We start from the raw sequence: 19,699 nt of genomic DNA, 5'->3' as shown, positions 1-19,699 counted from the left end.
TTAACGAATAGCGCGGGCGATTGTCCAGGCAAGCCGTGCAGCTAACCGTGCAGTTTGATTATCAATGTCAAAACGTGGGTTGTACTCAGCCAGATCCGCGACCAGGATCTTCGATTCTCCTTTCGGCGTTCTGGCTTTTAAAATCGGTTCCAGCAGCATTTCAACGATGTCTAATGGCACACCGCGCGCAGCCGGGGCACTGACCCCCGGTGCCACGGAGGCCGGGAAAACGTCCAGATCAATGGTCAGATAGAGGTAATCACACTGATCAATAAATCGCTGCAGCTCTGTCAGTGTCGGTTCCATCTTGTGATGAACCAGTTCATGGTCATCTTTGTAAAGCACCCCTAAACGGTCGGCTTTTTCATACAGCGCCTGGGTGTTACTGGTACGCGCCAGTCCCAGGCAGGCATATTTGAATGGCCAGTTATGCATTTCGCAGAAACGGGCAGCCTGATGGAACGGGGTGCCTGAGCTGCCTTTCTCCGACTGCTTGCCACCCGGCGGATTACGCAGGTCGAAGTGAGCATCAAAGTTGATGATGCCGACACGCGGCGGTTGCTGTGCTTCATTCTCATTGCCGGCAACATGCTGCTTTTGCACCAGGTAATTGCCTATGCCCTGAAACGATCCCCAGGCCACTTCATGCCCGCCGCCAAAGACGATCACTTTGTGGCGCTGACGCAGGGCGCGGCTTACATCTTCTGCCAGTCGGTATTGCGCCAGTTCCAGGTTGCTGTCGTCGCAGCTGATGTTGCCGCCGTCATAAACGGGTTCTTCGTGGTGCCAGGCCAGATTGGCCAGTGCGCGGCGAATCGCGACCGGAGCATCATAAGCGCCGGTGCGGCCTTTGTTGCGCGAGACCCCTTCATCACAGGCGAAGCCGAGCAGCATGATGCCGCTTTCATTGGCATTGTCGGCTGGTTGCACTTTCTGGTGCCAGCGCAAGCCTTTGTTACCGTCTTCAGGATCACTGCGTCCTTGCCAGACATTCATATCAATAGGCATACAGCCTCCTGTTTACTGATTCTTGGATTGATAAAAGAGGTTGCCATCCACAACCCGGGCGATTAAATCCGGCACACCCATGCGATAGGACAGCTCTGCTGGCGAGTCGAGGTTCCACAGTGCCAGATCCGCGGCCATACCTGTGCGAATCTGACCACATTGCTCACTCAGGCCCAGCGCCTGTGCGGCATGCGCGGTAACACCTCTCAGGCATTCTTCCGGTGTCAGGCGGAAGAAGGTGCAAGCCATGTTCATCATGGTACGCAGCGAGGCAATCGGCGAGGTGCCGGGGTTAAAGTCGGTGGAAATTGCCATCGGCACACCTTTTTCACGCAGCTGAGCGATCGGTGGCTGCTGGGTTTCACGCAGGAAATAGAAAGCGCCTGGCAACAGGGTAGCGACTGTGTTGTGGGCGGCCAGTGCTTCAACACCGGCTTCGTCCAGGTATTCAATATGGTCGACAGATGTTGCACCCATACGGGCTGCCAGTGCACTGCCGCCTAAATTTGAAAGCTGCTCTGTATGGCCTTTAATCATCAGGCCATGGGCTTTGGCCGCGGCAAAAACCCGTGCACTTTGTGCGGTTGAAAAACCGATGCCTTCGCAGAAAACGTCTACTGAATCTGCAAGGTTCTCTTTTGCAGCTGCAGGGATAATTTCGTCACATACCAGGGTGATGTAATCGTCGCTGCGTCCGGCATATTCAGGAGGCAATGCGTGTGCGGCCAGCAGTGTGGTAGAAACTTTGATATCGGCCTGCTCGCCAATACGGCGGGCAACCCGCAGCATTTTCAGCTCATCTTCGGTAGTCAGGCCATAGCCGGATTTTATTTCGACAGTCGTGACACCGTCACGCTTTAGGCCTGCCAGACGCTCTGAAGCTAATGCAAACAATTCATCTTCGGTGGCTGCGCGTGTGGCTCTGACTGTCGACAAAATGCCGCCACCGGCCTTGGCGATATCTTCGTAAGGCACACCGTTCAGACGCTGTTCAAATTCGTTAGCACGATTGCCCGCAAACACCAGATGAGTATGGCAGTCGATCAGACCCGGCGTGACCATAGCCTGCTTGCAATCCACAATGTCTGCCTGGCTGTCGACTGTGTCCTGCCAGTTTGCCTGCTGCGGACCGGCGTAGCTGATCTTACCCTGACGGATAATCACCATGGCGTTATCGATGATCTGATAACCGCGTTCCGGTTCCATGGTGACGAGTTTGAGATTGGTCAGAATACGTTCCATAGCGAGCAGTTTCTCTCTGGTTGCCTAATATGTATATACAAATTAAAGTCCGAATTCGGATAAAACTCAAGATGCGATGTAATTAAAATGTGATCAATGTTGAAGGATTCTATTAACAGTAGCGTATTTAGCAGCGGGAGAGGGAAGTACCAGACGTGGACGATGCAGTATACAAAAGCCTGACCACTGAGTGATCAGGCTTGCTAATCAATATGATAGCTAAAAAAACAACGAGGCTTAAAGTGCCTGAAGACGAACCAGGGTTAAATGACGCGGGTTCTGGAGCTGAGTTTGTATTTATCGCCGGGGTGGTACAGCAAAGCTGTACTGATGAGATTGGTGTTACTCCAGGTACGGCGATTGAGCAATAAGCATGGCGACTCGATCTCCATTTCAAGTAACTCGCTGATATGTGAAGGAGGCAGAATGGCTTCGACAGTATGCTCAATATCACTGAGCGGGCATGTCTGCATCAGATACTCATTGGGTGTCTGAGTCGTGAAATCCTGCTGGATATAATCGGGGGCAAAGTGAGGATTCACCCAGCGTTCTTCCAGTTGAATCGGCACTTTATTTTCGTAATGGACGATTTGAGTGAAATACACAGTTGTGTCATGCCGTACGCCTAAGCGTAATGCAATTTCATCACGGGCTTTGACCTGTTGCTGTGTAATCACTTTACTGGAGTACTGATGGCCCCGGCTCGTGACTTCCGTTGCAATGTTCCGAATTTCCATCAAAGGAGACTCGGCTTTTTTATTGCAGACAAAAGTGCCTAAACGGGGTGTGCGTTCCAGAAATCCTTCATTAACCAGTTCTTTGATAGCTTTATTGGCCGTCATCCGACTGACTTCAAACTGCTCTGACAGCTCAATTTCGGTGGGGATCTTATATCCGGGTGGCCATTCACGGCTCTGGATTTTCTGGTCGAGATACTCTTTGATTTGCTGATAACGCGGTGCGCTTGCCATGGTGTTGTCTCTGCGTCATTAATGACTATAAATTGCCTATACAAATGAAAGCAACTTTTCCCTTATTTTGCAAGTGGCTCACAGGTAACTGGCTTTTCTAACTTTAGTTTTGTGAGTCAATCCATTACAATTCGCCTTCTGTCTGGGGTCAGCAATTTTGATTTGTACCAAAATTCACACCGAAACAGACACTATCTCATCACCGTACTGCACCTTGGCAGGCGGTAAAATACGAAATTGCATGTGCTACTTGGTATGTGGCACCACTGAACAAAGGATCAATGAATGCCTGTAATTACTCTTCCTGACGGCAGTCAGCGTCAGTTTGATAACCCGGTTTCAACTCTCGATGTGGCGCTGTCTATCGGCCCTGGCCTGGCGAAAGCCTGTATTGCCGGTCGTGTTGACGGTGTTCGCGTTGATGCCTGTGATGTGATTGAAAACGACGCAAAACTGGAAATCATCACCGCAAAAGATGAAGACGGTCTGGAGATCGTTCGTCACTCTTGTGCTCACCTTTTGGGTCATGCGATCAAGCAATTGTACCCGGATGTGAAAATGGCGATCGGTCCGACGATTGATTCCGGTTTCTATTATGACGTCGATCTGGAGCAACCATTGACGGCTGACGATCTGGAAAAGATTGAAAAGCGCATGGTCGAGCTGGCGAAAACCAAGTACGACGTTATCAAGAAGAAAGTCAGCTGGCAGGAAGCACGTGATACCTTTGAGTCTCGCGGCGAACCGTACAAAATGGAAATCCTGGATGAGAATGTCTCTCGCGATGATCGTCCGGGTTTGTACCATCACGAAGAATACATCGACATGTGCCGTGGCCCGCACGTGCCGAACATGGGCTTCTGCCAGCATTTCAAACTGCTGAATGTGGCTGGCGCTTACTGGCGTGGTAACAGCGATAACAAGATGTTGCAGCGTATTTACGGCACAGCCTTCCATGATAAGAAAGCACTGAAAGCGCACCTGACGCGTCTGGAAGAAGCGGCGAAGCGTGACCACCGTAAACTGGGTAAGCAGCTTGATCTGTATCATATGCAGCAAGAAGCGCCGGGTATGGTGTTCTGGCATCACAACGGCTGGACTGTGTTCCGTGAGCTGGAAGTTTTCGTCCGTGACAAGCTGACTGAGTATGATTACCAGGAAGTGAAAGGTCCGCTGATGATGGACCGCGTTCTGTGGGAACGCTCTGGTCACTGGGACAAGTACGCAGAAAACATGTTCACGACTGAATCTGAAAAGCGTGAGTATGCGATTAAGCCTATGAACTGTCCGGGGCATGTTCAGATCTTTAATCAGGGTCTGAAATCATACCGTGATTTGCCATTACGTATGGCCGAGTTCGGCAGTTGTCATCGAAACGAACCGTCAGGCGCACTGCATGGTCTGATGCGTGTTCGTGGTTTTACTCAGGATGATGCGCACATTTTCTGTACGGAAAACCAAGTGCAGGAAGAAGTCACTTCTTGTATTAAGATGGTTTACGACACCTATGAAACCTTCGGCTTCAACAATATTGTGGTGAAGTTGTCGACACGCCCTGAGAAGCGTGTGGGTTCCGATGAAATGTGGGATAAAGCCGAGTCTGACCTGAAAATCGCACTGGAATCAATGAACATTCCTTATGATATTCAGGAAGGTGAGGGAGCGTTCTACGGCCCTAAAATTGAATTTACTTTGCATGATTGTTTAGATCGTGCTTGGCAGTGCGGTACAGTTCAGCTAGACTTTGCTCTGCCTGAGCGTCTGGGTGCGACTTATGTCGGTGAAGATAATGAGCGTCACACGCCAGTTATGATTCACCGCGCCATTCTTGGCTCCCTCGAACGTTTCATCGGTATCCTCATCGAAGAATACGCGGGTTATTTCCCGACCTGGTTGGCGCCACAACAAGCAGTTGTCATGAATATTACTGACAGCCAGTCAGAATATGTTCGCGAAGTTGTAGAAAAACTGCAAAAAAGTGGAATCCGAGTCAACGCGGACTTGAGAAATGAGAAAATTGGCTTTAAAATCCGCGAACATACTTTAAAGCGAGTTCCGTATATGCTTGTCTGCGGTGACAAAGAAGTCGAAGCAGGTGAGGTTGCGGTCCGTACTCGCAAGGGTAACGATTTGGGTAAATTTAAGATTGATGACTTTGTTGCGTACATGCAACAAGAGATTAGCAGTCGCAAGCTCAATGTTTTGGAGGAATAAGGTATTAAAGGCGGAAAAAGAACTCAAGCACCAGTTAAGCAAAACGCACACCGTATCAATGGCGAAATCCGTGGCGTACGCGAAGTTCGTTTAACTGGTATCGATGGTGAGTCTATCGGTGTTGTTTCTATTGAAGAAGCAATTAGTGCAGCGAATGAAGCTGGTGTCGATCTGGTTGAAATCAGCCCTAATGCCGAGCCACCAGTCTGTCGAGTGATGGACTATGGCAAGTACCTGTTCGAAAAGAGCAAGGCTGCTAAAGAGCAAAAGAAAAAGCAAAAACAAATCCAGGTTAAGGAAGTTAAATTCCGTCCTGGTACAGATGAAGGCGACTATCAGGTAAAACTGCGCAACCTGATTCGCTTTTTAGAAGAGGGCAACAAGGGTAAAGTCACACTGCGTTTCCGCGGTCGTGAAATGGCCCACCAAGGTCTGGGTATCGATCTTCTGAACCGTATTAAGGATGAACTGGTCGACATCGCTGTCGTCGAGAGCTTCCCTAGCCGTGTCGAAGGTCGCCAAATGACCATGATGCTTGCCCCTAAGAAGAAGTAATTCAGGCCTTCAAGTAGCAAAAGCGCTGCTCAGTGCAGCGCTTTTTGTTCGCCTGATTACTATGTTATTAACTATCAACAATGCGGAGTCTCATCATGCCTAAGATGAAATCCAACAAAGGTGCTGCTAAGCGTTTCAAGAAAACTGCTGGTGGTTTTAAGTACAAGCGTGCGACCAAGCGTCACATTCTGACTAAGCGTACTACTAAGAACAAGCGTCAGCTACGTCCAAACTCTCTGCTTCCTGCATGTGAAGTAGCAGCAGTAGCACGTATGCTTCCGTTCGCTTAATCGTTTTTAGTTATCGTATTTATTTAGTTAGGAGTTTCCTATGCCTCGCGTAAAACGTGGTGTACAAGCGCGTGCACGTCACAAAAAAGTTCTTAAACAAGCTAAAGGTTACTACGGTGCACGTTCACGTGTATATCGTGTAGCTTTCCAAGCAGTTACTAAAGCCGGTCAATACGCTTACCGTGACCGTCGCAACAAGAAACGTACTTTCCGTCAACTGTGGATTGCACGTATCAATGCTGCGGCACGTCAAAACGACATGACCTACAGCACCTTCATCAATGGTCTGAAGAAAGCATCTATCGAAATCGATCGTAAGATCCTGGCTGATATCGCTGTTTTCGACAAAGCGACTTTCACCGTTCTGGTTGAAAAAGCGAAAGCTGCACTGTAATTTCAGTTCAGTTTGATGAAATAAGGAGAGCCTAGGCTCTCCTTTTTTCATTTAAATATAAACAAGCCTTCTCAGGATCACTTGAGTCAGTTAACCGTGACAGCCAGTTTGTGCTTGCCACGGACCGTCTGCTGTGTTGCCGGGAATCTCTTGAACGGTCCACCATTTTGCTTTCCAGTACTTCCCATTGAATTGAACGATATCACCTGACCGGTATGTTGTGTGTGCTGACCAGATAGCCTGCTCACAAGTCAGAACTGGTAAAGGGTTTTGCATCCACTCGACAAGCTGACGATGCGAAACAAAACGTACCTGCTGTTTCGACAACGCGTATTCAATGAATTGCTTCAGCACTGCCTGCCTGTCAGCGACGCTGGTTTCAGGCATCCCGAAATGTTCTTCACCATTTAATTTGCCGTAAAAAGCAGAGTGTAAACCCAATACCAGTGGCGCACGATTGCCGGATAAATGCAGGTCGAGATTGTATTTGTACAAGGTGAGTACATCGGCAGCGTTCAGTCCGTAACCGCCCCAGGCCGGCGTGGTATAGAGGTTCCAGTCGAAGTTGTCGGCCTTGCGTGCTGACGGGTCATAGTAAGGGACACGGCTGGCAATTTTGTCGTTGAGCGAATAGGTGAGTCCGTACTCTGCGGCCTCTTCATCTGTTGGAACTATCAGCGCTTGCAACGGAACTTCCCAGAGCCCTGGCATATTTTTCACGGCCGGCTTCCAACCGCCTTGCTGTGCAACTGATTGCGACGGACTACCTTGATCGAGCGTATGTGGCCAGTAGTTGTTGGTGCCATTTTCTTCTGTGGTAATACCCGCCGGGAAGCTGACATCATACTGGATGGCATTTGTGGTCAGGGCATCCAGCGTGTTGTCGTTGAATGTTAAAAAGGGCGCCCGAAATCCGGCAACCGCCGGGGCACCGACACCGCCTTGTTCGACAGGTTGCGTCAGAAACTCATTACAAAGTGCGACTTCCTGCTGCCACTGCTCAGCCGTCATCCAGGATTCAAAAGGGTTGTAGTTTATCTTATCGTCCGGATGGGTTTCTGTGTGGTTGGCGATGTCATGACCGTCAGTGTTCAGTTTCCGCCATAGATCGATGATCTCAGGTTGCTGTCGGGCAGGCTGGCAGTGCATGAAGAAGCTCGACATTAATGGTGAACCTGCAAATGAGTCGAGACCCTGAGGATTCGTATGACTGCTCAGTGCTTTCGAAATCCAGCGTAAACCATCTGCTTCTATATTGTCGTCGAAGCCCAACGAGATGAACATAGGCGTGTTCTTTGCTTCAATTGGACTGGCTTGTTGTGGCGGATATGACGTGATGTTGGACCAAGCGAATGAACTTGCGATTAAAAAAGGTAAAGGGAAGAGAAAGCGTACGTCCTTTTTCATGGCGATTCCTAAGAGTAAATATTTAATATGAATCAATAGCATGACAGAGTAAGTCGGTATTTATCATGATATGAGAGTGAATTATTATGAAATCTGAATGTTTATTGCATCTAGTGATGATAATTTTTACTTTTTCATTAGCATGAGTGACAGAGTTAAAATTACAGAGGGAGCTGTATCAGCCATTGTTGAGAGAACGATTGTGATGATAGCCGAGGGTGTAAGAGGGGTTTAATTGTGTAAATACCAGACTGAACGGAGTCAGCCTGGCGAATTGGCGCTTATAATTTATCAATATAGTTTTCGCACCAGATGTTGATAGGCTCTTCTGGGTCTAAATACTCAACAGTATCAATTTCAAATGGTGGAATGACACAATTACCATTGCGATTTTCCAATATGCTCTGGATAATTCTGCCTGAATTGCAGAATGTCGGTCCATAGCCACTGTCACCAAATGAGATGATGGCATAGTTGATGTCATTTAGATCTTCTTGACTTTCTTTTATCTCATCAACAAAAGGAGTTATATTTTGAGGAATATCTCCCTGACCGGTTGTTGCAGTCATAATGAGTAATAGATTTGATTTTTTAACATTTTCCAAAGAAGAACTTTCAGTGACTTCTGACACATAACCATACTTGTCTAACTTTCTGGAAATATAATTCGCCACTTGCATCGTACTGCCATAAACAGAACCGACGATAATAAGAATTCTTTTCATGAATGAACCTTTCTATGTTTCTATAAGTTAATTGGTTAATTATTTATTCAATTGAATTTTAATAAGTTTTTTCTTTAGTGAATATGAATTTAGGATCATGCATTACGCTGAGTGCTAAGTTGACTTTTTCCTGGTCAAGACTTGCGATTAAGTTGTTTAATGATGTTCGTGCCTCTTGTTCAGATGATGAATTTGTTTTCCATACATGCACGACTTGGCTGTCATTTGGAAATGGTGATGGGGATTGCCATCCACAAATGGCTAGCTCCCAGCCTAAACCAGATGCAATTTTTCGACTTAACCAGCCGACATGTATTTCAAACTTTTCCTTGTCATTAAAACGAACATTAAGTAATGAAACGAATTGAACGGTCATTATTGGGTACTCATGTGGGTTAAATAATTGCAAGTTTTCGATTTTCCAACTTCATCTATTGCTTCTAGCAAACCATGAATTGTTTCTTCAGTTGTATTGAGGTTAACAATACAGAGACGAATTAAATATTTATTATTCACCCATGTGTGGGAGGGAAAAAAATCCCCGAGCTGATGTAAGTCATCGATTATTTCCTGATTGATTTTATTCAGATTAGTTTCTGATATAAAGTTTTCATCTGTCGCAAGGTTAGGGTTAAATCGTAGTGTTACAATACTTAAATGACAGCTATATGCTTCTAGATTCGGATGATCAAGTGCAAGTTTATAGGCATACTTCGCAAGGTGGATATCTTTTTCAATCATCTGTTGATAACCAATTCGGCCAGCGATCTCCAAACTCAATTTAACTTTGAGTGCTCTAAAACTGCGAGTTGTCTGTATTCCTAAATCACGAAACTGGAGATGGTTGGAGAAGGTCAAATCATCGGATGAATAATAGGCACCTGATTGATTAAATGTGTTGAACAAAATGTTTGGGTCTTTGACTAAAATGCATCCAACATCTGCGGCTGCATACATCCATTTATGCGGATCAATCGTGAGTGAATCACTAAACTGCATACCTTTGAGTGCCTCACTATATTCTTGAGATAGTACAGCAAACCCACCGTAAGCTGCATCAATATGAAACCAAATATCTTCTTTCATGCAGATATCAGATAAAACAAGCAATGGGTCAATGACGCCAAGTGAAGTACATCCAGCAATACCAATAACCATAAGTGGTATGTATCCATACTCTTGGTCATGTTTAATTTTTGTTTTTAAATCACTGATGGAGAGAGTATGTTCCTGAGTTGTTTCGATATACTGAATACATTGATCTGGTAATAACCCTGAAATACTGACAGCAGAAGAAATACTGCTATGTGAATACTTGCTGACGTAGACGCGATATTGATTTAAATCTACAATATTTTGAGTTCTTTTCTTTTTTATTGCAGCTTGCAGCGCGATTAAATTAGCTACGGAGCCGCCACTGACAAAAAGTCCGCTCCCTGTCTCGGGATAACCGAGTAATTGGCACATCCACTTGATTGTTTGAGCTTCAATCATGGTTGTCAGGTGAGACGTAGAAGCACTTGTTTGCGGTGCGCTGATTGCAGCAGCAAGGAAATCAGCCAAAACAGAAACATCACTAGCTGCACCCATGATATACGCTAAGAAACCGGGATGTGAGGTGGATACAGCCTGTGTGGTTAATAATTGAATATATTTTTCAAAGGTGCTGACAGCTTCGCTTCCATGATAGGGCATGCGTTCCAAAGCGGACAGATCACTGTACTGTCGATCGGTTAATTTTGGACGGACCTTTTGTGTGTAGCGTGGGTTTTCTTTATTAGATAGGTAATCAACAATTTCGGCGCAAATTTTCTTAATTTGCTCCGGTGCCAAATTCAAAGATGAACCGTGAAGCTGATTTTCTTGTTTCATAAAAAATACTCTTAAGCCTCCTCAAGTGATGGAGATTCTGGTGTTGCGTAGGGAGCTGGAGATTTAAGATTATTCACATCAGACCAGGTTTCATGAATATGCTTCCATACTATTCCATTGGGTGCTTTGTTTTTCTCAGAAAGCAAAGCTGTCGTGAATCTCACATTGGTTTCGCCATCAATTTGACGCCATTCAGTATATTTAACGAGTATGTCTTTATTATTCAATAACACTGGCGTGAAACCAGTAATCCAAATTTTGGCATTAAGAAATTTCCCATGTGCGCTATTAAACCTGTTTTCAAGGCAGTGAAACGGCTCAATAAGGCCATCAGGTGATAAAAGTTCACCGAACTGATCAAAACGACTCGATAATAATTCTCTGTTTTCCGATGTGTTGCTAATTTCCCCTTGGAACCATTGCTGAAGAAAGTCATGCAGGTCATCCACTTCTTTCTTACATTTAGTAAGGATATTATTGCTCTCTATAGCTTCGGGTGAATAATTCGTTTTAAAGTTAAATGCCCAGCTTGTTGGACCTAAATTTTTTATCGATTCAAGACGGCTGATGCCATCCTCAATGGTTGGTATTTCACCTTCTTTAATCCACCACAGCGCAGTAATAGGACCGTTTAGATTATGAAACCAAGTCTTACCTTTACGAAATAACTCAACATGATTACTTTTAAATACAAACTCTCTCAGATTTTCTATAGAATCCCAGACAGATAAATTAAGGTAAATATTCGGGTCTGAGTAGCCACGGAAAGATGTAGAGTTACCATCATCTGATTTTAATCGCCAGATGAACCCTTGGCTTTTATCTGCAAGTTCATTTATTTCTGTGAGCCGTGAAACAAATCCTTGCATTTTTTCATCAGAAAAAGAATAGCGAGCCAGTGAAATACTGAATTGTGCAAGATGATACTTATTTTTGTTCATGTTAGCCTCATTGAATTTCTAAATTGAAATACTCTTACTAAAAGCCATTTCAGTTGCTACTGAGTTTGCACCTGCTGAAATGAAGTCTAAGAGTTTATAATGCGGATATCTTCTTGAGATGATTTCAACAAAAATAGATTTTTCATCATCAGTTAACTGACTTCGCCCTTGCGAAATTGATTGGATTTCATTTTGATAGAATTTTATGTAACTAATTTGTTTTTCAATCAAAAAGTAAGCTTGGTCTGGTTCACCATGGCCAGTGAATATAATACAACTTTTGTGTACTTTTTCTTTAATTTCTTGGAGCTTAGAGATCCATAATGAACTGTGTCCATCATTCATAAAACTGTGCATATTGTTGAAAACAAGATCTCCAACAAAGATAATTGAATCGTGATTCCCAACTTTAATCAATAAGTCACTGTTGGATTCACCTTTACCAATTTCTTCAAATGAGAATCTTATATTGTCGAAATATAATACTTCACTTCCTTGAATGAATCGGTTAGGTGGTATTTTCACTTTTGGCCACTCGTCACCAAAATAGGGGCGCCATTTCTTCTCTTTGTCGTCAAATGAATTGATAATAACTTCGGATGACTTTTCTGTTCCATAAATTGAAATGTGATGATCTTCACCAATGATAGTATTTAGCCCATTATAGTGGTCCGGATGAGGGTGTGTGATGATAACGGCAGAGAGTTCTTTACCTATGCTTATAATTGACTGCTTTACAAATTCAGCTTCGCTGATTGTCATCATTGAGTCAATAAGAATAACTGAGTTTTCTGTTTCAACGATGAAAGCATTCGTGAAGAAAGTTTTTTCAGATGAAGTTACCATGTGTACTGAAAAATTTTCTGCATGATAGTCGAAAGTTTTAATGCTACATGGTAATATCATTTTTCTTCCTTGTGTTAATTTCTTTCATGAGTCCCCAGATACCTTGCTCTTCCGTATGAAGCGAAGTATGTTCTTTCATATATCGATTCACTAACGGCAGTTTTGTTACTGGAATGCTTGGGAAGATATGATGTTCACAATGGTATCCACGTGGAAGTGGGGAAATTAATAATTTAGTTAATAATCCATCTTTTCGACTTCTGGTGTTTATTTCAACCTGGGTAGATTTCTCTTCCCAGTAATGTTCTGTAATGTCATGGAATCTCAGGATCAGAGGATAAATAGTGTACATTGGTAAAATCCAGTAAACCAAAAACACTTCCCATAGTGAGAGATATGTAATTATAGAAAATGAAAGGATATAAAACATAAGACTTAGTTTTCTTTCGTTTTCCATTTCCTGATCATCTTCAAACGAATAAAACAAATGACCAAAGTGTTTACGATGATTCTTGTAAATTTTCCCTTTACTATTAATGTAAGATACTTTGTTGAAAAATAAATCCAAGAAGCCGTCTTTTACACCTTCCAGTGTTTTCAATATAATCTTAACTAAACTAGGGGAGGATGCTGTATCTCCACGCATTTCTCTTCCTACATAATTGGGGTCATCCTGAGTGAAAAGGTGCTTGTGATGCAGCATATGAATACGGCGCCATTGAGTAAATGACCAAGCTTCCGGATGATGAAACATGACGTAATTCGAAAGAATAGTCGCAGTATATATGTTTTTTGACTTATCTTTAAATAATGAAAAATGGCTGGCATCATGATTCAATATGTAAAGTGCATGCTGTTGAGACGCAATAAGGATGATAGCGAATAAAGTGATCCAGACAGAATCAGCATGAACTGCAACATAGATGTAAGTAACAATTAAAGAAAATATAAGTAAATACAAGAATGCACTACGAATGCCGTTAGGTTTATATAAATCTAAAATTTGTCTTTTGACATCTGATGGCAACTCGTTTCGCAAGGATATCTTTTTACTGACACTTTGGTCAAAAGTTGAATTTATAATATTCATGTTCTAGATATATCTTATTGTCCATTAGTTGTTATTTCGTCTGTCAGACACGGTTTGTCCATTAACGCCCCAGTTTTCTGTTTCAATTTTCTGAAGTACAATATAGGTACTTTCTGGTTTTTTATTTAAAACCTTGACCATAATTTCTGTAACTTGTTCGATAACTTGTCGTTTTTGGTGATCTGTTATTGAATCAATATACTGTATGTTTACGATAGGCATCATAATTTCCTTGAACTGAAGCAAGAGCACAAATATGACAATCTCATTCACGTGTTAGTTGATGAAAGGTTAATGATATTCATGCTCTTACCTGGTATTTTCTATGACGATTATGCAGCTTTTACTAAATGATACGAAGATTCATTACTTAAAACTCGTTCATATAGACGATCTAGAACTTTATGAATGGTATCTAATCTGCGTAAACCGCCTAGTACAAGGGCTTGCATTTGTTTTGCATCGTGTTTCAAAATTGGCATGGCAACATGATCGAGCAAATCATCTGCATGGACTTCATCCACTGAAGTATGCTCAATGTGATAGTGGAGATCATAGTCATTGAAGCCTAAACGCCTAAATCCATCGATAAGATACTGGAAACGCCCTGGGATCATCAATTCTGTGGCTAACAATGCACCCACGAGCTCTGTATGCTTTGTACGATCAAGTGCCAAACTTAGGTACATATTAATGAGCTCTAACTCTTCACAGATGAAAAGCTCTGTATTTTCAAGATAGCAACTTTCATCAATATTCAGGGCTTTCATCATTCTTGCCCGCAGTTTACGATGGACTTTTTCATCAATTCCACGTCCAACTTCGTCCCAGTAATTCTTCACGAACTCGACTTTGATACCACCATAGATACCAGGCAGGAGATAAGCGATGATGTCACCAAATAGCATTTCAAGCGGTGTTTCCTGGAAGAAGAACTCTTTGGATTGCTCCAGATTGGCTTCATCACGTAAAAATGTAAATACCGGGTGAAGTTCATTTGATTTGTGATTGGCGACTGTTGTTCTTATCCAATCCGGAAAATCATCAACACTCGGTAGATCTTGAATTTGATCCTTGTAATTGTATTGAATACTTTTGTTCCAAGCTTGATCAATTTTATATTTTATTAAAACAATTTTTGGATGATGTATGTTATGTGCTTTATTAAACCAAGCTACAGAAAGATGTGCTATATTAATTTCATAAAGTACTTGATGTACGGTTAAGATGCTCTTCTCATCAACATCTTGAAATGCCGACTGCAGTAAACTCTCCAGCTGTTGAATGAAAAGATTATATTCATTGTCAAATTCAGAGTTGTCGAGGTTTTTTGAGTAAATAAAAGCCCTAATTGTTTCCAGCATACATTCACCTTTTCGTTATAATTTCAGTTAGTCAGACTTAACAATAATTGATGCTATTTGATATTGTTCAATTTGCAATCGTTTAATTTTCATTTGATTTTATGTGCGACTCACTTCAAGTAGTTATGAAAATGTTACCTTTATCATTTAGTCATTAATTATTTGGTTTGTTCCATGATTGTTTGAAAGTTAAAGTTATTAATTTCATTATCATGAGGTGTAAACCCATTAAATGTTCAATTTGTTGCATATTTTCTTGTGTGAATTGACTGGTGATTACTGTTTTTTAGGGGGGGCTGGGTTCGATAAGCAGATTGTGTTGTGGGATCTGAGGGGGAACATGGAGAAGGTGATTCATTATGATTTCAATTTTTGATTAAAACAGATGTAAAGACTGCAGGTACGCGTGTTGTCTGTAGCAAGTTTTATTGTTTTTAAAGTCTTCATAAAAGTTGGCTGCAATTATTTTTGTATGCTCTTACTCATACGAAGTTTATTGTCTTGTTTAGTGCGGAAAGTTTGATTGTATAAACTGGAAAAAATATTAAATACGGACTTAGATCTTTAACACTGCTTATTAGATGGTGGTATTGTCTTTAGGATCTCATCATCGTTGTCGCTATGTCCAGTGCTTACAGGAAATGGTGGTACTTGTAAAGTTATTGCGTTGTGTTCTGATTTTGTCGCCGTTATGAAATTTTGTTTCTCTGTATCAAGATTCATGACAGTGTAACAAATCGCTATCTGTGAATGATTCGACGTTGTGGTGTTTGTTGCGGGCGAGGCCGTTAACAAGAGTAAAAGACCGCCATATTGATCCCTTACCTTTGGCTGAGATCTTAACTATCGCTGTTTTGGATACCCAGTCCAGATTTTTGCAACGTGACTACGCATCGTTCTGGCGGATGCGTTTGGTGTACATGTGGCAAGTATCTGTTGAGGTTTGTTTCATTCAGAATGACCACTTTTCATTTCGTGTATCTGACAGGGTGTTACTTCAACAACAGATTTCTGGACAGAGCTGTATTTGCTTTTACAGTAAGCAGTCAATTCAAGCCTGACCTGCATCACACCGGCAATTTTTTTAGCAAATACACAGCTAAGTGGCGATTGAGTTTGGATTTAGCACCAGCTTTCTTTAATATGTATCGTTACGCGAATTTATCTCCCTGAAGGACGCCACCAGTGTGTGGATGAGGAAACGATGCAACATCTAGAAGAGATTATTGCCAACGCAACGGCAGCAATTGAGCAGGCTGACTCAGTCGCTGCTCTGGACGAAGTCCGTGTCCATTATATGGGTAAGAAGGGTGAACTGACCCTTCAACTGCAAAGCCTGGGTAAGTTGCCACCTGAAGAGCGTCGCGAAGCCGGGCAGCAGATTAACCTGGCAAAGCAAGCTGTTCAGCAGGCAATTGCCGCTCGTAAAGACGCACTGCAACGTGCCGAGCTTGAAGCCAAGCTGGCCGCAGAAACCATCGACGTGACCTTGCCTGGCCGTCGTATTGAAAATGGTGGTCTGCACCCGGTAACCCGTACTATTGAGCGTATCGAAAGCTTCTTTGGTGAACTTGGCTTTACCGTTGAGTCCGGCCCAGAGATCGAAGACGGTTTCCATAACTTTGATGCTTTGAACATTGCCAAAGATCACCCGGCTCGTACCGATCACGATACTTTCTTCTTTAATCCTGAGCTGATGCTGCGTACGCACACTTCTGGTGTACAGATTCGTACCATGGAAGCCAGCCAGCCGCCGCTGCGTTTTATTGCGCCAGGCCGTGTGTACCGTAACGATTACGATCAGACCCATACCCCAATGTTCCATCAGGTTGAAGGTATGCTGGTTGATGAAAACGTCAACTTCGCACAGCTGAAAGGCATCCTGCACGAATTCTTGCATAACTTCTTTGAAGAAGATCTGGAGATTCGTTTCCGTCCTTCATACTTCCCGTTTACTGAGCCTTCAGCTGAAGTGGATGTACGCCGTAAAGGCGGGAAATGGCTGGAAGTGTTGGGTTGCGGAATGGTTCACCCTAATGTACTGCGTGCCGTTAATATCGATCCTGAGAAATATTCAGGTTTCGCATTTGGTATGGGTGTCGAGCGTCTGACCATGCTGCGTTACGGCGTGAATGACCTGCGTGCATTCTTCGAAAACGATCTTCGTTTCCTGAAACAGTTCAAGTAAGCATTAGGGGCTAGCAAATTATGAAATTTTCTGAATCTTGGCTACGCGAGTGGGTCAATCCTGCTAACAACAGCGAAGAACTAGCTCACCAGATCACCATGGCGGGCCTGGAAGTTGACGGTATTGAACCTGTCGCAGGCAGCTTTAGCGGTGTTAAAGTCGGTCAGGTTGTTGAATGCGCTCAGCACCCGGATGCAGACAAACTGCGTGTGACCAAAGTTGATGTGGGTGAAGAAGAGCTGCTGGACATCGTCTGCGGTGCGCCAAATTGTCGTCAGGGTCTGAAAGTTGCTGTGGCAACTGTGGGCGCTGTTTTGCCTGGCGATTTTAAAATCAAAAAAGCCAAACTACGTGGTCAGCCTTCCCATGGCATGCTGTGTTCTTTCACTGAGTTAGGCATTGATGTGGATTCAGATGGCATTATGGAACTGCCGGAAAGTGCTGTGATTGGTACAGATTTCCGCGAATTCCTGAGCCTGAACGATGTCATCATTGATGTCGATCTGACACCAAACCGTGCTGATTGCCTGAGCATTGCGGGCCTGGCGCGCGAAGTTGGCGTATTAAATCGTGCTGAAGTGACTCCGCCATCCTTTGAGGCTGTTGCTCCGGCCATTGACGATAAAATCTCTATCAAAGTGAAAGCGCCGGTAGCGTGTCCGCGCTATCAGGGACGTATCGTCCGCAATGTGAACGTGAAAGCGGAATCTCCGTTGTGGCTGCAGGAAAAACTGCGTCGTTGTGGTGTTCGCTCTATCGATCCAATCGTTGATATTACCAACTATGTGATGCTGGAACTGGGGCAGCCAATGCATGCGTTCGATCTGAGCCAGATCGACGGCGGCATTATTGTTCGTATGGCAGAGCAGGGTGAGAAACTGACCCTGCTGGACGGCACTGAAGCGGAACTGAACAGTGACACACTGGTGATTGCCGATCAGTCAAAAGCACTGGCTATGGCGGGAATCTTCGGTGGTGAGCACTCAGGTGTCAGCGAAAACACCAAAGATGTGCTTCTGGAGTGTGCGTTTTTCATGCCGGATGCCATTCGTGGTCGTGCTCGGAGCTACGGTTTGCATACCGATTCGTCTCATCGCTTTGAGCGTGGCGTGGATGCTGGCCTGCAAACCAAAGCAATGGAACGTGCTACTGCCTTGCTGGTTGATATTTGCGGTGGTGACGTTGCGCCAATCGTAGAAGCTGAATCTGAACAGCACCTGCCTCAGCAAAACAGCATCGTACTGCGCCGCAGTAAGTTAGACAACCTGCTGGGTCACTTCGTCTCTGATGAAGACGTCGTTGAGATTCTGAGCCGCCTTGGCTGCATGGTCGAACCCACCGATACCGGCTGGCGTGCAGTTGCACCAAGCTGGCGTTTTGACCTGGCCATTGAAGAAGATCTGGTAGAAGAAGTTGGCCGTATTTACGGTTATAACAATATTCCTGCACAGTCGCCGGTTGCTGCGTTGAGCATGAACCTGCACCAGGAAGCGAACCTGCCACTGAAACGTGTTCGCGATCTGCTGGTTGACCGTGGTTATCATGAAGCGATTACTTATAGCTTTGTTGAGCCAGAACAGCAGAAGCTGATCGTGCCGGATGCGGACGCGATCATTCTGCCGCATCCGATTTCTGCTGAAATGTCGGCAATGCGCCTGAGCCTGTGGCCGGGTCTGCTGAACACAGTTGCCTTCAACCAGAAGCGTCAGCAGCCTCGTGTGCGTCTGTTCGAATCAGGTATGCGTTTTGTTCCTGATGCAGCTGCTGAAAATGGTATTCGTCAGGAAACCATGCTGGCTGGTGTGATTGCCGGTACACGCAGTGAAGAGCATTGGGATATCGCGACAAACACCGTTGATTTCTTCGATCTGAAAGGTGATTTGGAAGCGGTTCTGGAACTGACTGGCAAAGGTACTGCGTTGACATTTACCCCAGCTAAACACCCGGCTCTTCATCCGGGACAGTCAGCGGTTATCGTCGCAGATGGTAAGGAAGTTGGCTTTATCGGTACGGTTCATCCTGAGCTGGAACGTAAGTTCGACCTGAACGGACGTACCGTTGTGTTTGAAGTTGAGTGGAATGCTATCGCAAGTCGTGCGATTCCTCAGGCTAAAGCCGTGTCTAAGTTTCCGGCGAACCGTCGTGACATCGCGGTAGTGGTTTCAGAAGAGGTTGCTGCTGGTGATGTGTTGCAGGTTTGCCAGGCGCATGGTGGCGAGTTGCTCACTGATGTGAACCTGTTCGATGTTTACCGAGGTAAAGGTGTTGAGGATGGCCAGAAGAGTCTGGCGATTGCTTTATACCTTCAATCTGCTGACCGAACGTTGGAAGAAACGGATATTAATGGTGCTGTAGAGTCGATTGTTGCGGTTCTGGGCGATCAGTTTGGTGCAGCGCTTCGCGATTAACTCACTGTTATTATTTGATAATTGATGAAAAAGCAGCCGATAGGGCTGCTTTTTTTTGATTTTTTTTCAGTTAGGGCTAAGATTTTGATAAATAGTAAAAATTCTCTGTGCGATTCAGTTTTGTGGTTTTATTGACTGCAACTGACTTTAATTTTGGTTTTTATTGTTGCTGCTCGACAAGCGT

The 19,699-nt window shown here is 44.2% G+C and carries 18 protein-coding genes; 6 read left to right on the top strand and 12 right to left on the bottom strand.

What is annotated here, in order from left to right; genetic code table 11:
- The 3 genes from hutG to hutC form a co-directional block, all read right to left on the bottom strand.
- A complete protein-coding gene (hutG, locus tag IFO68_RS15355) occupies positions 1 to 1,008 on the bottom strand; it encodes a formimidoylglutamase (RefSeq protein ID WP_192016719.1) in 1,008 nt (335 codons plus the stop codon).
- Positions 1,009 to 1,020: 12 nt separating this feature from the next.
- Entirely contained in the window at positions 1,021 to 2,250 is a 1,230-nt protein-coding gene (hutI, locus tag IFO68_RS15350; RefSeq protein WP_192016718.1) for an imidazolonepropionase, read from the bottom strand.
- Positions 2,251 to 2,513: 263 nt separating this feature from the next.
- Positions 2,514 to 3,221 (bottom strand): histidine utilization repressor, encoded by a 708-nt coding sequence (gene hutC, locus IFO68_RS15345; RefSeq protein ID WP_192016717.1) that lies wholly within the window; start codon positions 3,219 to 3,221, stop codon positions 2,514 to 2,516.
- 285 nt (positions 3,222 to 3,506) lie between these two features.
- Between hutC and thrS the strand changes: the two genes are divergently transcribed.
- The 4 genes from thrS (at position 3,507) to rplT (ending at position 6,674) form a co-directional block, all read left to right on the top strand.
- Entirely contained in the window at positions 3,507 to 5,435 is a 1,929-nt protein-coding gene (gene thrS / locus IFO68_RS15340) for a threonine--tRNA ligase (RefSeq protein ID WP_192016716.1), read from the top strand.
- A 3-nt stretch (positions 5,436 to 5,438) separates the two neighbouring features.
- On the top strand, positions 5,439 to 5,990 hold the full coding sequence (infC, locus tag IFO68_RS15335) for a translation initiation factor IF-3 (protein WP_192016802.1): 552 nt from the start codon (positions 5,439 to 5,441) through the stop codon (positions 5,988 to 5,990).
- Between the two features lie 95 nt (positions 5,991 to 6,085).
- Entirely contained in the window at positions 6,086 to 6,280 is a 195-nt protein-coding gene (rpmI, locus tag IFO68_RS15330) for a 50S ribosomal protein L35 (protein WP_027252113.1), read from the top strand.
- 40 nt (positions 6,281 to 6,320) lie between these two features.
- Complete coding sequence (rplT, locus tag IFO68_RS15325; protein WP_027252114.1) at positions 6,321 to 6,674, top strand: 50S ribosomal protein L20; 354 nt, start codon at positions 6,321 to 6,323, stop codon at positions 6,672 to 6,674.
- A gap of 90 nt (positions 6,675 to 6,764) precedes the next feature.
- Here the strand turns inward: rplT and IFO68_RS15320 are convergent, their stop codons facing one another.
- From IFO68_RS15320 to IFO68_RS15280, 9 genes are all read right to left on the bottom strand, one after another.
- Positions 6,765 to 8,081 (bottom strand): carbohydrate-binding protein, encoded by a 1,317-nt coding sequence (locus IFO68_RS15320; protein ID WP_192016715.1) that lies wholly within the window; start codon positions 8,079 to 8,081, stop codon positions 6,765 to 6,767.
- 281 nt (positions 8,082 to 8,362) lie between these two features.
- A complete protein-coding gene (locus IFO68_RS15315; protein ID WP_192016714.1) occupies positions 8,363 to 8,806 on the bottom strand; it encodes a flavodoxin domain-containing protein in 444 nt (147 codons plus the stop codon).
- A gap of 58 nt (positions 8,807 to 8,864) precedes the next feature.
- On the bottom strand, positions 8,865 to 9,182 hold the full coding sequence (locus IFO68_RS15310) for a hypothetical protein (RefSeq protein WP_192016713.1): 318 nt from the start codon (positions 9,180 to 9,182) through the stop codon (positions 8,865 to 8,867).
- Positions 9,182 to 10,678 (bottom strand): pyridoxal phosphate-dependent decarboxylase family protein, encoded by a 1,497-nt coding sequence (locus tag IFO68_RS15305; protein WP_192016712.1) that lies wholly within the window; start codon positions 10,676 to 10,678, stop codon positions 9,182 to 9,184. The genes IFO68_RS15310 and IFO68_RS15305 overlap by 1 nt, the downstream gene beginning before the upstream one ends.
- Positions 10,679 to 10,689: 11 nt before the next feature.
- Positions 10,690 to 11,619 carry a DUF3291 domain-containing protein gene (locus IFO68_RS15300; RefSeq protein ID WP_192016711.1) on the bottom strand — a complete coding sequence of 310 codons (930 nt, stop codon included), beginning with the start codon at positions 11,617 to 11,619 and terminating at the stop codon, positions 10,690 to 10,692.
- Between the two features lie 18 nt (positions 11,620 to 11,637).
- On the bottom strand, positions 11,638 to 12,525 hold the full coding sequence (locus IFO68_RS15295) for an MBL fold metallo-hydrolase (RefSeq protein ID WP_192016710.1): 888 nt from the start codon (positions 12,523 to 12,525) through the stop codon (positions 11,638 to 11,640).
- The gene (locus IFO68_RS15290; RefSeq protein ID WP_192016709.1) at positions 12,509 to 13,555 is read right to left on the bottom strand and encodes a fatty acid desaturase; all 1,047 of its coding nucleotides are present in this window, start codon (positions 13,553 to 13,555) and stop codon (positions 12,509 to 12,511) included. Before IFO68_RS15290 ends, IFO68_RS15295 begins: the two co-directional genes overlap by 17 nt.
- Before the next feature lie 24 nt (positions 13,556 to 13,579).
- Positions 13,580 to 13,780, bottom strand: a complete 201-nt coding sequence (locus IFO68_RS15285) for a tautomerase family protein (protein WP_218385963.1) — start codon at positions 13,778 to 13,780, stop codon at positions 13,580 to 13,582.
- A gap of 107 nt (positions 13,781 to 13,887) precedes the next feature.
- Positions 13,888 to 14,919, bottom strand: coding sequence for an iron-containing redox enzyme family protein (locus IFO68_RS15280; protein ID WP_192016708.1), 1,032 nt, complete (start codon positions 14,917 to 14,919; stop codon positions 13,888 to 13,890).
- 1,204 nt (positions 14,920 to 16,123) lie between these two features.
- Here IFO68_RS15280 and pheS point away from each other — a divergent pair.
- The gene (gene pheS, locus IFO68_RS15275) at positions 16,124 to 17,107 is read left to right on the top strand and encodes a phenylalanine--tRNA ligase subunit alpha (RefSeq protein WP_120510918.1); all 984 of its coding nucleotides are present in this window, start codon (positions 16,124 to 16,126) and stop codon (positions 17,105 to 17,107) included.
- 20 nt (positions 17,108 to 17,127) lie between these two features.
- Positions 17,128 to 19,515, top strand: a complete 2,388-nt coding sequence (gene pheT / locus IFO68_RS15270) for a phenylalanine--tRNA ligase subunit beta (RefSeq protein ID WP_192016707.1) — start codon at positions 17,128 to 17,130, stop codon at positions 19,513 to 19,515.
- The last annotated feature ends 184 nt before the right edge of the window (positions 19,516 to 19,699 follow it).

Source organism: Photobacterium arenosum (genome assembly GCF_014841115.1).
GTDB lineage: Bacteria > Pseudomonadota > Gammaproteobacteria > Enterobacterales > Vibrionaceae > Photobacterium > Photobacterium arenosum.
The sequence above is the reverse complement of the archived record's forward strand: the minus strand, read 5'-3'. Positions and strand labels throughout refer to the sequence as shown.